We start from the raw sequence: 13,816 nt of genomic DNA, 5'->3' as shown, positions 1-13,816 counted from the left end.
AATCTTGTGTATTAATAGCTTAATACACTATGGTCAAAAAAATGCGTGTATTAAGAGGTTAATACGCTTATATTGTGTATTATACGATTGATACACCCTGGAAGTCAACAGCAAAATTGAGATTTTTTAAAATAGACAGTATCGGGCGTGGCTGTATGTTAAGATTAATTTACCAATATTTTTTAGGAAATAACAAATCCGAATGTGAGGAGTGGATTGAAATGAAACTTGGTGTACTATCCGACATTCATGAAGGTCTGAACAGGAAGAATACAGGGGAAAATATCATGTCCATTCTAACAAATTGGATTATAGAAAATAACCCCGATGTATTTATCATTGCCGGTGATGTGGCGCAAAAACCGCAAAAAGCGCTGGATAAACTGAACCAGCTTCAAGAGGCGTGTCCGGAGACAAAAGTGTTGTATGTCCATGGCAATCATGATATTCATGATAAAAGCGCTGTCGAAGCATATGAAACGCTATTGCAATTTCCGGGTAACCTGGGGAATGGTGTTGTCGAACTGAATAAAGACTGGATTATAATAGGTGATGGTGGCTGGTATGACTACAGCTTTGGACTTCCCGAATACACAACGGATGATTTTAAAAAAGGAACCATCTACGGATTCACCTGGCCGGACAAAACCCATGTTAATTGGGCGGAATCAGATCAGGATGTCACTGATCGTTATACCAGAAAACTTTCCTACTGGCTCGAAAATCACCGTGACCAAAACATCATCATGGTTACCCATTTCGTTCCATTCAGTAATTATGTGGAGTATAAGGGCGATCCAGGCTGGGACTTTTTCAATTCGATGATGGGAAGCTCGACATTTGGCGAACTGGCAGAGCAATATAATGTGAAAAAGTATATATTTGGTCATGTACATAAACGTTACCATGAACAGAAGGATGGCATGGAAATCATCTGTAACCCGTTAGGATACTACCCGCATGAATGGACCAGTGGATCTGCGGAAAAGGAGATTACTTCCACAATAAAAATGATCCGTATTTAGTGTAACATTCCATTCATACTCCATTCACATTCATCAGGTAGACTACAAGAAGTTACTGTAAAAGGAGAGGTACTAATTGAATACATTCAGCAAAACATTACTCAGATTTTCAGCAATATTCGCCCTGGTGGGAGCATTCCTGGGCTCACATATGGCCGGTGCAGGCAGTCTGGCATTTAAAACGGTACACGCCCATATTCTGGTTGTCGGCTGGCTGACGTTATTTGCATGGGCTGTTTTCTATAAAATCTTCACCCCAGCAAACAAATTATTGGCAATATTTCATGTCTGGTCAGCCATTATCGGGGCAATCGGACTAACGGCAGGTATGTGGCTTTATTACCTGCGACCGTTTGATTTGGCGGATGGACTCGTGACTGTTTTCTTTATTGTTGGTGGGTCCATACTTCTATTGAGTTTTGTATTCTTTGCTATTTTAGTGTTTACGAAAATGGAAGAAGAGAAATAATGACAAAATGGAGGTATTCATATGAAACAACTTATCCCGCATATCAGAATTGAAAACTGTAAAGAAGAAGTCGAGTATTATCAGAAAGTATTTGGTGGCGAAATTAAAAACACCCAACTCGCTGATGGCATTGAAATGTTTAAGGGGCATGAAGGCAAATACATTCATGCAGAGTTACATATAAATGAAAATTGCATCATATATTTTGCCGATACGTTGGGAAGTCAATTTCCTGAAGACAGCAACATCCTGCTTGGCCCTGACCTTGAAAGCGAAGAGGAGATCATTGCTATTTACAATAAGCTCGCTGAAGATGGCGAAGTTAAAATGGAATTGCAGGATACCTTCTGGGGTGCGAAACACGCTATTGTAAAGGATAGAAATGGCGTATCATGGGAATTGAATTATACGAAGCACTAATTGAAAGCCGGGCCATTCGCCTGGCTTTGTATATCATCGCACTGTTTTTCATAATTTTGACTATAATAAATATAAGGTAAGATGAAAATGTTGGAAAGCGGCGGATGTACTATGATCCATCTGAATAGTTAGTCGAGTAATGGCTGCTAATCCATTAGCATTGCCTGCCATACGAAATGACAGGCATTTTTTATTGCTTCAATTTTTTAAAATAATCAATAATACCAAGTGCACTTACTTGCATATCCAGATTAATCAGAACATAGACATCATGCTCATCCGGCACACCCAGTTTGCTTAACTCCCTTTTCACCCGGTTGAACATCCTTTCAGCAAGGACATCGTAGCCTTTTCCTTCCGACACTGTTTCCTCTCCAATTTCCATGAACACATCAAGCCATTCCGCAACCTGATTTAATGCCATGTTAACATTCTCTGTCATGCCGAAATGTCCGAAATAAATTCTGCCCAACTTCATCTCCCGCATTCGTTCAATCGACTGATGCATGGCATTTGGATCAAATTGGTTTGGCGATGTTGTCGGTAGAAAGAAATCCATTCCATCTCGGACAAGCTGTTCGTAGCGAATCCCAACTGTATCACCGGTAAACATACCATTACTGACAGGATCGTATATACTGAAGTGGTGTTTGGAATGACCGGGTGTATCAAAAAATTGAAGTGTACAATTTCCGCCGATTTTCAGTGTGTCCCCTTCATCCTTTATAAGCAATCGCTCTTCCGGAATAGGAATAATCGGATCAAACAATTCACTGAAGCTGTCACCATATACAGCTCTTGCTCCTGCAGCCAATTTTTTGGGGTTCACTAAATGTCTGGCACCTTTTGGATGAACGACAACTGTTGCATTTGGGCATTCCCTCAGGAACAATCCCGCACCACCAGCATGATCAAGATGAATATGTGTGACGATAATATATTTCACTTCATCCAATGCGAAGCCAAGATCGTCCAATCCTTTTTTTATGTACTTAACGGACGGGCTCGGTCCTGTTTCAACAAGTGTCAGTTCATCTTCATTTATCACATATGTACCGGTTCGTTCCGGCATTCCTAAATCAAAACCATCGATCAATTGGATTCGCTTATCCAGTTGGATCGGTTCTTTCTCCTCCATCATTCCTTCGCCCCCTTATCCAGATTAATTCGTTCAGACTTTTCCTTACGTTCGAAATAATAATCGACACATTGTTTGAAGAGTGGAACGTAAATTTCCTGCAATTCCTCAATTTTTTCTTTCCTTCTTTGTTGTTCTCTTTCTCGCTCCTCCCGCCAATGCAGCATTTCAATTTCAACATCACTTAGCAGTTCAAAAGGTTTTTCATCATAATAATCATTATAACTCATCCATAACCCCACCTTATAGCATTTTGTTCATTATACAAAAAACGTTTCAAACTAACGAATCGGTAAAAACCGATTCGTCGCTGTAAATAGGTGTTGAAAAAGGAAATTCCTGCACAGGGAAATTTAGTTTTACTGAATCAGTAAACGGTTATTTTACAAATTCATGCTCTTCTAAAAAATTCGTTAATCCATCCATTAGCCCTTTTGCCAAAGGCAGATCAGGGTTACTGTATGTTTCCATGTTTCCCTGTCTGTCTTCGGGAGCTTCTTTTAATACGTGATTCATTTTATCGATAAGCAGCAGTTCAGCATCCGGATTGGCTTTGTGGAGTATTTTTGCCTCACTTACTGGAACCTGAAGGTCGTTATCCCCATTTACAATTAAGCTCGGAATATCCAGTTTAGCTATTTCCACTGCAGGGTCAAACTGCGTCCATGACGTCAAAAATGCCTGTACGGATGGACGAAACACACTTTGAAGCTGTTGACTTACATCATCAACCTGTTCACCGTGTTTTATTTTTTCAATGATCCCCCGGCTTTCTTTTAATAATTCATCTGACAATTGGGATTTCAATTGGTCATATAGCACCTGATCAATTGAACGGCCGGCCCCTGCAAGTGATATAAATGCATCCACTTCACCTTGCTGAGCAGCAAGCATCCCAACCAGCGAACCCTGGCTGTGCCCGATAATCCCGATTTTTGAATAGGCATCTTTCTGTTGCAACAGTTCCACCCAGGCCGTCGCATCTTTAACAAATTGATCGAAACTCAATTCGTTTTCAGGAATAGCCGCTTCCAGGTTTTTACCAACCCCTCGTTTATCGTAACGCACGCTGGCAATGCCATGCTCAGCCAAACCTTCTGCTAAAAGCTTCAGGCTATTATTTTCCCCGGCAGCAGTGTTTCCATCACGATCAGTCGGCCCGGACCCCGGAATGATGATCATAATCGGAAATGGCCCTTCACCATCCGGCTTCTCCACCTCACCATATAGTGTTCCCTTATCCGTTTCGATGCTTAAAAACTCGCCGGATTCCTCTGTTGATAGTTTCCCTTTTGTCAATTCAAACGGAAATGATTGACCTTGCTGACTAAACGTTCCTTCAATTGTGTTCTCCTTCAGTTTGCCATCAAACGAAATCTGCTGTCCTTGAATTTTCATAAAGAAAGCTACATCCTGGTTATTAACCGTGACAGATGAAAGCGGAAAATCCTTAACACCCTGAATTGGAATGCTGATGGTTCCGCTCCACTCGTCATTCTTTTTCAGGTTTACGATAAAGTCAAGTGGCTGATTAGGTATCTCGATTGATCCTGTCCACTTTCCCGTGAAGTCTTTTTCATACTTATTTTTGGTATCCTTTTTTTCGTCATCGCAGCCCGCAACAACAATTAAAGTTATTATCATTAATAATATAATTCCTAACCATTTTTTCACTGGAATCCTCCTAAGTACTTTTCAACAGTGATACGAAAAATAACCAATAATGTTTCAATTATTTTTTCTTAACAGTTTTAGCAATTATTTCGTTACATACTAGCGTATTTTTAAGCTCAAAATAATAAGGAATACACGAAGGAGGTTAATTAGATGGAAAATCAGCAACAACAAAACATGCAAGCATCACCGCAAATGCAGCCGCAACAAAATTATGGCGGGCATGATATGTTTGATGCCCATGAAGCAATATCCGGACTGGTCGGCGCGATGGAACAATGCTTATTGTATGAACAGCATATCCAGGACCCGGAATTAATGACAATGTCACAAAAACACCGGGCCTTTTGCAATCAGCTATACAATTCAATGGTGGACACACTGAAATCCGGCCAGGACCCTGCAGTGCCAACACAATCCTACAAAATGGATCAGAACAATAATGTCACTTACGGGATGCAACCCCCATCACAGCCAAAAACACCAAGTCAATCTGTGTCAGAAATTAACGACCAGTGCATTTCCGGATTCATGCTTGGATCATTAAAAGCAAATGCGTCCGCATTTACAATGGCAGCAACAGAAATGACAAACCCGGTAATGCGCCGCATGATGGCAGACAGTGTTCCGAATTTAGTCGAAATGGCATATGAAGTATTCTTATACCAGAATAAAAATCAATATTATCAGGTTCCTCAATTAAAACAACAGGACATGCAGGCTTTCCAGAACAGTTATGCACCCAGCCAGGGTACTATGCCGCATTAAAAATGCAGGCTTAATCGCAACGTCCTGACTTCGGCGATTTTAATACAAACTTCGGCGAAAACACAGTAAACTTCGGCGATTTAAAATATTATAGAAGAAAACTACCTGTTTGCAACTATGCAAACAGGTAGTTTTCTTTTGACAAAATTCGGGAAGTGACAGGCACCCCCCTTAATCCAGCAGCCGATTCATTTCATCCACTTCCATTACTCTGGCCGACCTGGAATGGTTGGTCGCGTCATATACTCCTGCACCATTACAAACACTGCACTGATATTGCCAGCCTTCGTCATCTGAAAGCATTCCGTCACCCTGACATGCTTTACAGGTAGTTTCTCTGTCCATCATTTCATCCTCCATTATTGTTTAATCTTTTAACTGTATTGCTTATCTTTTACCCAGTTGATAATACCGCCCTTCAGCATAATCTCAATTTGACGTTCCGAAAGAGCGTGATTAACCTTTATTTCCTGATCCTTATCTTTTACTTTTATCGTGAATTCATTAGTCTGTTGAATCTTATTTCTTAAGTCAGTCAATTCCAATACATCACCTGATGAAAGTAAGTCATAGTCCTCTTCATTCGCAAATGTTAACGGGAGTACCCCAAAGTTGACCAGATTTTGCCAGTGAATCCTGGCGAAATCCTTAACAAGCGCTATACGCAAACCCAAATATCTTGGTGCAAGTGCAGCATGCTCACGACTTGACCCCTGACCATAGTTGAATCCGCCGACAACCGCATGTCCTCCCTTATCCACTGTTTCTTTTCCACGCTTATAATACGTTTCATCGATTATCTCAAAAGTAAACTTACTTATTTCCGGAAGATTGCTCCGGAAAGGCAGTACACGGGCCCCGCCGGCCAATATTTCATCTGTTGAAATGTTATCTCCCATCTTCAAAAGAACCGGAAGTTCCAGGCTATCAGGCAGTTCATCCATTTTGGGAATGGATGCAATATTTGGCCCTTTTTGTAATTTCACATTCTTAGCTTGCTCATAAGGCAATGGCGTATCCAACAGGTTTATATCGATGGTTGGACTTTTTGGTTCTTTTACCACGGGATAGTCCATATCAAGTGACCGCGGATCCGTGATTTCCCCTTTCAAGGCTGATGCCGCTGCTGTTTCCGGACTGCTTAGAAACACACTGTCTTCTTTCGTACCGGACCTGCCTGGAAAGTTCCTCGGCGTAGTACGCAGACTGTTTCTCCCTGTCGCCGGAGCCTGGCCCATTCCAATACAGCCGTTACATCCGGCCTGGTGCATTCTTGCGCCGGCCTGCAGCAGACTTGCAATATGACTTTCTTTTACCAGATCCGTCAGCATCTGCCTGGAAGTAGGGTTAATATCAAGCGAGACCCCATCCGCTACCTGCTTATTATGAACAATTTCTGCAGCTACAGCAAAGTCGCGGTATCCGGGGTTTGCTGAAGATCCGATGTATGACTGGTAAATTGGTGTTCCGACCAGTTCTGTAACCGAAACAACATTGCCTGGACTTGAAGGTTTTGCAACAAGCGGTTCTAATTCGGACAAGTCGATTTCTTCATAAATATCATAGGTCGCATCCTTATCTGCTTCCAGTTCAATCCAATCATCTTCCCGATCCTGCGTCTTTAAGAAACGCTTAATTTCCTTGTCAGAAGGGAAAACGGTACCTGTTGCCCCGAGCTCAGCACCCTTGTTCGCGATGACATGTCGGTCCATTGCACTTAGTTCCTTCAGTCCAGGACCAAAGTATTCGATAACTTTTCCTACACCGCCTTTGACATCATGCCGGCGAAGCAATTCCAAAATGACGTCCTTTGCACTTACCCAATCTGGTAATTTTCCTGTTAATTTTATGCCCCACACTTTAGGCATTTTGACATAAAATGGCTCACCCGCAATTGCCAGGGCTACATCAATCCCGCCGGCTCCCATCGCAAGCATTCCCATACAGCCATTAGCACATGTGTGACTGTCCGAACCAAGTAATGTTTTACCAGGCTTAGCTAGCCGCTGCATATGTACAGGGTGGCTAACACCGTTTCCGGGACGGCTGTAATACAGCCCAAACCGTTGTGTAGCACTTTGTAAAAACAGATGGTCATCCGGGTTTTTACTATCCACCTGGATTAGATTATGGTCGACATACTGAGCGGATGCTTCCGTCTTTGCACGGTCCAGCTCCATCGCTTCAAGCTCCAGCATGACTAAAGTCCCTGTAGCATCCTGGGTCAATGTCTGATCAATTTTCAGCCCAATTTCTTCCCCTGCTTCCATTTCACCGGCTACAAGGTGATCTTTTATGAGCTTCTGTGTAATATTCAACGGCATGGAATTCCTCCTAATCACAATTCATAATTTTTTATACTCTAGTATACTTTTTTAGTATATGAAAAAAAGCCTATAATTATTTGCAGGATATTCGAATCTATTTTCGAATTTCTACGTATTAATTATTATTAAACTCAAAAGGGGCTGGGAAAAATTGAATAATCACGAAATTGATTATGAATTACACGGGGATGATATGCAGTTTGTCGAGGTGGAACTTGATCCTCAGGAGACCGTAATCGCTGAAGCAGGCAGTTTAATGATGATGGATGAACATATTCGAATGGAAACCATCTTTGGCGACGGGTCATCAAACCAGGGCAGCGGCATCATGGGCAAACTTCTTGGAGCGGGGAAACGGGTTATTACCGGGGAAAGTCTGTTCATGACCACTTTCACAAATGAAGGAAACGGTAAAAAACACGTATCTTTTGCCTCACCATATCCCGGTAAAATAATTCCAATGGACTTGAGCGAAATCGATGGAAAATTAATTTGTCAAAAGGACGCATTTCTCGCTGCCGCAAAAGGTGTCTCAGTGGGCATTGAATTTCAGAGAAAAGTCGGCGCAGGATTCTTCGGTGGTGAAGGTTTTATCATGCAAAAGCTGGAAGGCGACGGAATGGCTTTTGTTCATGCCGGTGGAACGATTCATAAAAAAGAACTTCAACCTGGAGAAACATTAAAGGTTGATACCGGTTGTCTTGTAGCAATGACTGGCAATATTGACTACAACGTAGAATTTGTCGGTGGCGTAAAAACAGCGCTGTTTGGCGGAGAAGGTTTGTTCTTTGCAACTTTGCGCGGACCGGGTTCCGTATGGATTCAGTCACTTCCATTCAGCCGCCTGGCAAGCCGCGTATTTGCTTCCGCGCCTCAGGAAGGCGGTAAAAATAAAGGAGAAGGCAGTGTTGCAGACGGATTATATAATCTTTTCGGTGGAAAATAGGCTAGAGGGTGCCTGTGGCTAGAGGGTGCCTGTCACTTCCCGGTTTTTGTCGTTTTTTGTCAGTCGATTTGAAAGTGTGCACTTTTAGAAAAACATCCAACTGCACATACTATCCATGAAACTACAAAATTGAGGTGGATACTATGGGCAGAGATGAACACAAAACCAGTCGACGAGGCAGAAGCCGATTGGCGCAAACTCCAAAAAAACAGAAATCGGATGGCCGTGACATTGAGTTTTCCGAGGAATTTGCTGATCACGATGATAAAGAGGCTCAGGCAAGAAGCAGAGCCGCTGATAAGCGAGCTAAAAAGGATTAATCATGTAAGTGCCCCGTCATTCGGGGCACTTTTTCACTATGGTCTGCATGAATATTGGCTGAGAATCATGTAGAATTGAAATAAACAATAAATTGAGGTGCTTGAATGGGGAAGAAAAATGTAGAGGATTATCTTACGGAAGGAATTTATGGTGCGAAACAAACGAAAAGGTCTGAACGCAAAAAATTTTTAGGTACAATCAGAGAGCGGATTGTCATTGCACTGTCAAAGGGCCAGGTGATGACAGATAAAGGTATCAGGAAACTTGATGAAGCAATGAAAGCAAATAAAGATGCCAAATTACTGATTAACGGCCATGTCTCGTCAAAATTTTTAAAAGAGGAAAAAGCACTGGCCAAAAAATACAATATCCCATATACAGTTGTTACAAATGAAGATAGCGATACTGACATTGGTGCGGTCTTAACGTATGATTATGCAATTGATAAGGAGAATATATTTGTCGATGACGAATTAGTTGCAGATGAAAAAGCCGACAAAAACACTGAAAGAGAAACTATCTTTGGCAAAATAAAGCAGTGGTTTACTTAGTAGCTGGTATTCTTCATATACTTTGTAAAGACCCATTTTTCGTAAATTTTGTTGCTTCTTAACCTCACTATTGATATAAACCGCGAAGTAACGTGTTAGGCCGCCGCTGCGGAAATACACTGTTGCGCTCGTCATTTGGGTGATCCCTCAATTCATGCAAATAATGGGTTAGAAACCATCTTGAGGAATGCTGTTTCGGCGAAAAAGAATGGGAAAGCGAGTATATTCCATTTGCGGAGCATGGAAACCTCACTAGTTGATAACTCTCAAAAACTTAGTTCATAATATATCTCCTTTTGTACGAATACAGCCTTCGAAAAACATCACTCAATTTGGGTGATGTTTTTTTACATACATGTTTTCTGCCATGTCAATCAGAAAATCAAACGTGTTATACATTTTTTACTATCATCTAAGCCGTTCTTTGTCATAATCAAATAAACAGGGAAAGGCGGGTGTCAGTGGTGCTCACCATTACAAATATTGATAAATACTATGCTGATGATCATGCGTTAAAAAATGTCTCACTGACCATTTCAGGAGGAATCTGTTATGGTCTCGTTGGTCCAAATGGAGCCGGCAAATCAACATTGATTAAAATTATCGCATCAATTATTAACGATTATGATGGTACGATTCAATTTTCCCACAACAAACTTGGGATAGGTTATGTCCCTCAGGAGATTTCCCTGGAGGAAACGGTTACGGCACTTGATAACTTATATTTTTTCGGAAAACTTTATGGCTTACGCGGTAAATCGTTAAAAAAACGTGGAACCGAGGTTTTATCCGACATTGGTTTGACAGAACGTGGAAAAGATAGGGTGCAGACGTTTTCGGGAGGCATGAAGCGGCGATTAAATATTGGCTGTGCGATCATGCACAAACCGAATCTGATCATTATGGATGAACCGACAGTAGGGATCGACCCGCAATCGCGTCATTATATTTTCCAAATGATTGAACAATTAAAACACGATGGCTGTACGATCATCTATGCCAGCCATTATATGGAGGAAATCGAACAGCTCTGTGATGAGGCAGCCTTTATCGATCATGGTCAAATTGTTGAATACGGCTCAATCGACAGTTTACTGCAAAAACATGCTGTCCCTTCCGTTTATGTTATGGGGCAAAACAGTCTGCCTGATGATATCGGGCAGTATGGTTCGGTCACAAACAAGAGCGGCGGTCATGTAATTACAACCGGCGATCCGCTTACCGCCATGGAAAAAGTCCTCAGCTTCTGCAGGAACAATAACAGAGAACCGGACCGGCTGGAACTTGTTAAACCACGGCTCGAGGATGTTTTCTTTTCGTTGACAGGGACGCAGCTGAGAGATTAAACAAATAAAGGAGGAACTATAAATGAATGCCATGATCAATTTGGAATTAAAGAAAAATCTTCAGGATTGGGGGCTTTTATTCTGGACACTGATTCTGCCAATCATTTTTACCATTTTGTTTATCTCTGTATTCACTTTCGGGGCAGACGAGACAGCAAGCAGACAAATCATATTGTCGATTGTCCCGGGGTATACAATCATGTTTGTTTTCTTTATTATGATAGCCATGACAGAATCCTTTATTAAGGACCGGAATATTGGCATGGTTGCCAGAATCGCCAGCACACCGCTTTCCCCGTATTTATATTTACTGGGAAAATGGCTGTCTTACATGTATATTGTGTTTATACAGATTGTAATACTGCTGTTGTTTGGAAAACTTGTTTATAATATTCCGCTGGAGCAGCCCGTGCATTTGCTGATTTTGTCAGCAATACTGACTTTCTCGGTGACGGGATTAGGATTGGCACTTGCCGTCATTGTCAAAACAAATAACATGGGGATTGCCCTGACACAGATTATAGCGCTGGGTGGCGCGATGCTTGGCGGACTCTGGATGCCGGTGGACATGATGCCGGATATCCTGCAGATAATCAGCCGTTTTCTGCCACAATACTGGGCACACCAGGCTTTTCAAAATGCAATGGCAGGAACGATTGGATATACAGACCTTTTACAGACATCACTTATTCTTTTGGGATTTGGCCTGGCCGGATTTATAGCAGCACTTTTATATTACCCGAACTTCTTAAAGCGGGCAAAGGGATAGTTACGCTTGGGGGATTGATGATGAAAGTAAACATCGATATTGACGAAAAAAATACAGAGCCGTCCATCACCATTCAGACGAATGAATGGTCAGAGGAGCTGGAAGAAATCGTTGCTATTATTAAGCGAAAAAACCGGCAGCGGCTATTTGGGGTTGAAGTCGATCAAACCATACTGCTTGATCCAAAAACGATTGAATTCGTGTACGCCGAGAAAAGGAGAGTTTTTGCGTGCATTGGAAATCGAAATGTGGAGATAAGAATGAAACTTTATGAGATAGAAGATATTTTAGCTCCCTACGAATTCATGCGGTTTTCCAAATCAGTTATCGGCAATCTGAACCAAATTGAGCGCTTCGAATTGTCATTTAACGGAAACCTCTGTGTCTACTTCCACTCCGGCAATAAAGAGTATATTACACGAAAATATGTGGCGGCAATCAAAAATAGACTGGCTATAGGAGGTCAAGCAGATGATCATTGAAGCAATTAAAAGAAGCATGACTGGGATAGCTTTTGGAGGCATCGTTACATTCATTGCACTTACGATTGTAAAGTTTACTGGCACAAATGCCTCCGTTTCGCAAATATGGAATTATATGCTCTGTTCCTTTATCATCGGAATCTATTTTGGGTTGGCTTCGTTTATTTTTGAGGATAACGGGTGGAGTTACTTAAAACAAACGGTTATTCATTTCATCTTGTCGATTGTCATTTACTTTATCATCTCCCTGTTTATCGCCAATTGGATTCCATTTACCATAGCAGCCATTCTATTCAGCTTTCTGGGTTTTATATTCGTTTATGCCCTATTTTGGATCGGCTATTATCTGTATTATAAAAAAGTGGAAGAATCAATGAATGCCAATTTGCCGAACAAAGACTGACCGCAGCATGTGAAACCACTCGAGTTTACCGAATGGAATTTTACAATTCAGGAATAATAAGGGCTGGAGGTGTTTAACATGGCACAGCAATACCTTTGCCCAAACTGTAAAACAAATCGTTCCCGGTTTAATATTATTGAACAAGTAGCCAAGCCGGTAAAATTGGATCCGCAGACCGGTGACATTATCAATGACTATACGGAAGATCAGGTGGAGGTTTTCCACACTACTTATAATGGTCCGCAATATAGAATACAATGCGGGTCCTGTGGCCTTGTTGAGGATGAACTTACGTTTATGAAATTTGCTGAGCATGATCAGAACAACAGATAGCAGAAAATTTTCCTCCCCCGTAAGACAGCGGGGGATTTTAATTATCATGCGGACATATTTTCCGTTATTTTTAACATTCACACTGGATTTAGCACTTTGCCGGACATATTTTCCGTTAATCAACAGTGATTACAAGAAATCATGCCGATTTTTGATCAATAAAGGAAAATATGTCCGCGAACTGCTTAATATCACCCGTTTCACCGCGAATAGTGGAAAATATGTCCACTTCAGGACTTCCCAACAATCCTCTTGCAACTTTACACCTCCTTCACTTTGTTGTAGCATAAAATTGTCAGATTTGTTTTAAGAGAAAGACAATTTTAGGTTTGGGGCTGGGAGGAGGAAGCGGTTGATGAGATTACTCAGGATAGTTGTTTTTTATTTATTCGGTGTGTTTGGAATCATTTGTATAAGTGTGTTTTCTCAGTTCTTTTCCGAAAATGGACTCTCAAATCTTTTAAACTATTTTCAGGATCTGGCAACCTTTATCGCTAATTTATTTCAACCGGATTTCTGGGAATATAAACTGACAACTATCTACACACAATCTAAAACAGATTTCGGTTTCCCCATCTTGGAAACACTTTGGGAACCTTACATATACTCCATGCAAATATTTTTTGGAGCCATATTATCAGGATTTATTCTGGCCTTTTTACTAACATTGCTGTCAAGTTATCTGCCACAATCAATGCTAAAGGGGCTTAAGGGGACGCTGGATTTTTTAGAATCTGTTCCGGACCTTGTTATTGCCGTTTTATTGCAGGCATTAACAATTTTTGCCTATAAAAATACACCCGCCGGGAACCCCCTTTTTACTAGGATCCGATAATGCTGGTTT

Annotated in this window: 18 protein-coding genes; 13 read left to right on the top strand and 5 right to left on the bottom strand. The window is 41.4% G+C overall.

What is annotated here, in order from left to right; translation table 11 throughout:
* The first annotated feature begins 221 nt into the window (after positions 1 to 221).
* From G6R02_RS18530 to G6R02_RS18520, 3 genes are all read left to right on the top strand, one after another.
* Positions 222 to 1,025 (top strand): metallophosphoesterase, encoded by an 804-nt coding sequence (locus tag G6R02_RS18530; protein ID WP_164670848.1) that lies wholly within the window; start codon positions 222 to 224, stop codon positions 1,023 to 1,025.
* 76 nt (positions 1,026 to 1,101) lie between these two features.
* Positions 1,102 to 1,494 (top strand): hypothetical protein, encoded by a 393-nt coding sequence (locus tag G6R02_RS18525; RefSeq protein ID WP_164670847.1) that lies wholly within the window; start codon positions 1,102 to 1,104, stop codon positions 1,492 to 1,494.
* Between the two features lie 21 nt (positions 1,495 to 1,515).
* Entirely contained in the window at positions 1,516 to 1,914 is a 399-nt protein-coding gene (locus G6R02_RS18520; RefSeq protein ID WP_164670846.1) for a VOC family protein, read from the top strand.
* Between the two features lie 190 nt (positions 1,915 to 2,104).
* Here G6R02_RS18520 and G6R02_RS18515 read toward each other — a convergent pair whose 3' ends face one another.
* The 3 genes from G6R02_RS18515 to G6R02_RS18505 all read right to left on the bottom strand — a co-directional run bounded on the left by G6R02_RS18515 (position 2,105) and on the right by G6R02_RS18505 (position 4,726).
* Positions 2,105 to 3,052 carry an MBL fold metallo-hydrolase gene (locus tag G6R02_RS18515; protein WP_164671128.1) on the bottom strand — a complete coding sequence of 316 codons (948 nt, stop codon included), beginning with the start codon at positions 3,050 to 3,052 and terminating at the stop codon, positions 2,105 to 2,107.
* Complete coding sequence (locus tag G6R02_RS18510) at positions 3,052 to 3,282, bottom strand: hypothetical protein (RefSeq protein ID WP_164670845.1); 231 nt, start codon at positions 3,280 to 3,282, stop codon at positions 3,052 to 3,054. The genes G6R02_RS18515 and G6R02_RS18510 overlap by 1 nt, the downstream gene beginning before the upstream one ends.
* A 148-nt stretch (positions 3,283 to 3,430) precedes the next feature.
* Positions 3,431 to 4,726 carry an alpha/beta hydrolase gene (locus tag G6R02_RS18505; RefSeq protein ID WP_246202662.1) on the bottom strand — a complete coding sequence of 432 codons (1,296 nt, stop codon included), beginning with the start codon at positions 4,724 to 4,726 and terminating at the stop codon, positions 3,431 to 3,433.
* 153 nt (positions 4,727 to 4,879) lie between these two features.
* On the opposite strand from G6R02_RS18505, the gene G6R02_RS18500 reads away from it, so the two are divergent.
* A complete protein-coding gene (locus G6R02_RS18500) occupies positions 4,880 to 5,494 on the top strand; it encodes a spore coat protein (protein ID WP_164670844.1) in 615 nt (204 codons plus the stop codon).
* Positions 5,495 to 5,665: 171 nt separating this feature from the next.
* Here G6R02_RS18500 and G6R02_RS18495 read toward each other — a convergent pair whose 3' ends face one another.
* Positions 5,666 to 5,842 (bottom strand): hypothetical protein, encoded by a 177-nt coding sequence (locus tag G6R02_RS18495; protein ID WP_164670453.1) that lies wholly within the window; start codon positions 5,840 to 5,842, stop codon positions 5,666 to 5,668.
* A 26-nt stretch (positions 5,843 to 5,868) separates the two neighbouring features.
* Positions 5,869 to 7,818 carry an aconitate hydratase gene (locus tag G6R02_RS18490; RefSeq protein ID WP_164670843.1) on the bottom strand — a complete coding sequence of 650 codons (1,950 nt, stop codon included), beginning with the start codon at positions 7,816 to 7,818 and terminating at the stop codon, positions 5,869 to 5,871.
* Between the two features lie 154 nt (positions 7,819 to 7,972).
* Here G6R02_RS18490 and G6R02_RS18485 point away from each other — a divergent pair, with 154 nt between their 5' ends.
* The 9 genes from G6R02_RS18485 (at position 7,973) to G6R02_RS18445 (ending at position 13,807) form a co-directional block, all read left to right on the top strand.
* Positions 7,973 to 8,767: a TIGR00266 family protein gene (locus G6R02_RS18485; protein ID WP_164670842.1), complete on the top strand. Its 795-nt coding sequence runs from the start codon at positions 7,973 to 7,975 to the stop codon at positions 8,765 to 8,767.
* A gap of 143 nt (positions 8,768 to 8,910) precedes the next feature.
* Positions 8,911 to 9,087 (top strand): YfhD family protein, encoded by a 177-nt coding sequence (locus G6R02_RS18480; protein ID WP_164670841.1) that lies wholly within the window; start codon positions 8,911 to 8,913, stop codon positions 9,085 to 9,087.
* A gap of 105 nt (positions 9,088 to 9,192) precedes the next feature.
* The gene (locus G6R02_RS18475) at positions 9,193 to 9,639 is read left to right on the top strand and encodes a YueI family protein (RefSeq protein WP_164670840.1); all 447 of its coding nucleotides are present in this window, start codon (positions 9,193 to 9,195) and stop codon (positions 9,637 to 9,639) included.
* A 464-nt stretch (positions 9,640 to 10,103) separates the two neighbouring features.
* On the top strand, positions 10,104 to 10,985 hold the full coding sequence (locus G6R02_RS18470; protein ID WP_164670839.1) for an ABC transporter ATP-binding protein: 882 nt from the start codon (positions 10,104 to 10,106) through the stop codon (positions 10,983 to 10,985).
* 22 nt (positions 10,986 to 11,007) lie between these two features.
* Complete coding sequence (locus G6R02_RS18465) at positions 11,008 to 11,754, top strand: ABC transporter permease (protein ID WP_164670838.1); 747 nt, start codon at positions 11,008 to 11,010, stop codon at positions 11,752 to 11,754.
* Between the two features lie 20 nt (positions 11,755 to 11,774).
* Positions 11,775 to 12,236 carry a LytTR family DNA-binding domain-containing protein gene (locus G6R02_RS18460; protein WP_164670837.1) on the top strand — a complete coding sequence of 154 codons (462 nt, stop codon included), beginning with the start codon at positions 11,775 to 11,777 and terminating at the stop codon, positions 12,234 to 12,236.
* Entirely contained in the window at positions 12,226 to 12,639 is a 414-nt protein-coding gene (locus G6R02_RS18455) for a DUF3021 domain-containing protein (RefSeq protein ID WP_164670836.1), read from the top strand. Before G6R02_RS18460 ends, G6R02_RS18455 begins: the two co-directional genes overlap by 11 nt.
* 78 nt (positions 12,640 to 12,717) lie before the next feature.
* Entirely contained in the window at positions 12,718 to 12,972 is a 255-nt protein-coding gene (locus G6R02_RS18450) for a DNA alkylation repair protein (RefSeq protein ID WP_164670835.1), read from the top strand.
* 355 nt (positions 12,973 to 13,327) lie between these two features.
* Positions 13,328 to 13,807, top strand: a complete 480-nt coding sequence (locus G6R02_RS18445) for a hypothetical protein (protein WP_164670834.1) — start codon at positions 13,328 to 13,330, stop codon at positions 13,805 to 13,807.
* Positions 13,808 to 13,816 lie beyond the last annotated feature (9 nt).

The sequence above is a fragment of the Virgibacillus doumboii genome (assembly GCF_902806455.1).
Classification (GTDB): Bacteria; Bacillota; Bacilli; order Bacillales; family Amphibacillaceae; genus Lentibacillus; species Lentibacillus doumboii.
Note: the sequence above shows the minus strand (reverse complement) of the source record. Positions and strands in the feature narration are given on the sequence as shown.

Coding starts and splice junctions, on each gene's coding strand:
- G6R02_RS18510 (WP_164670845.1), bottom strand. CDS start 3,282: ATGAGTTATAATGATTATTATGATGAAAAACCTTTTGAACTGCTAAGT.
- G6R02_RS18475 (WP_164670840.1), top strand. CDS start 9,193: ATGGGGAAGAAAAATGTAGAGGATTATCTTACGGAAGGAATTTATGGT.
- G6R02_RS18460 (WP_164670837.1), top strand. CDS start 11,775: ATGAAAGTAAACATCGATATTGACGAAAAAAATACAGAGCCGTCCATC.
- G6R02_RS18455 (WP_164670836.1), top strand. CDS start 12,226: ATGATCATTGAAGCAATTAAAAGAAGCATGACTGGGATAGCTTTTGGA.
- G6R02_RS18445 (WP_164670834.1), top strand. CDS start 13,328: ATGAGATTACTCAGGATAGTTGTTTTTTATTTATTCGGTGTGTTTGGA.
- G6R02_RS18495 (WP_164670453.1), bottom strand. CDS start 5,842: ATGATGGACAGAGAAACTACCTGTAAAGCATGTCAGGGTGACGGAATG.
- G6R02_RS18450 (WP_164670835.1), top strand. CDS start 12,718: ATGGCACAGCAATACCTTTGCCCAAACTGTAAAACAAATCGTTCCCGG.
- G6R02_RS18480 (WP_164670841.1), top strand. CDS start 8,911: ATGGGCAGAGATGAACACAAAACCAGTCGACGAGGCAGAAGCCGATTG.
- G6R02_RS18490 (WP_164670843.1), bottom strand. CDS start 7,818: ATGCCGTTGAATATTACACAGAAGCTCATAAAAGATCACCTTGTAGCC.
- G6R02_RS18515 (WP_164671128.1), bottom strand. CDS start 3,052: ATGGAGGAGAAAGAACCGATCCAACTGGATAAGCGAATCCAATTGATC.
- G6R02_RS18530 (WP_164670848.1), top strand. CDS start 222: ATGAAACTTGGTGTACTATCCGACATTCATGAAGGTCTGAACAGGAAG.
- G6R02_RS18500 (WP_164670844.1), top strand. CDS start 4,880: ATGGAAAATCAGCAACAACAAAACATGCAAGCATCACCGCAAATGCAG.
- G6R02_RS18465 (WP_164670838.1), top strand. CDS start 11,008: ATGAATGCCATGATCAATTTGGAATTAAAGAAAAATCTTCAGGATTGG.
- G6R02_RS18520 (WP_164670846.1), top strand. CDS start 1,516: ATGAAACAACTTATCCCGCATATCAGAATTGAAAACTGTAAAGAAGAA.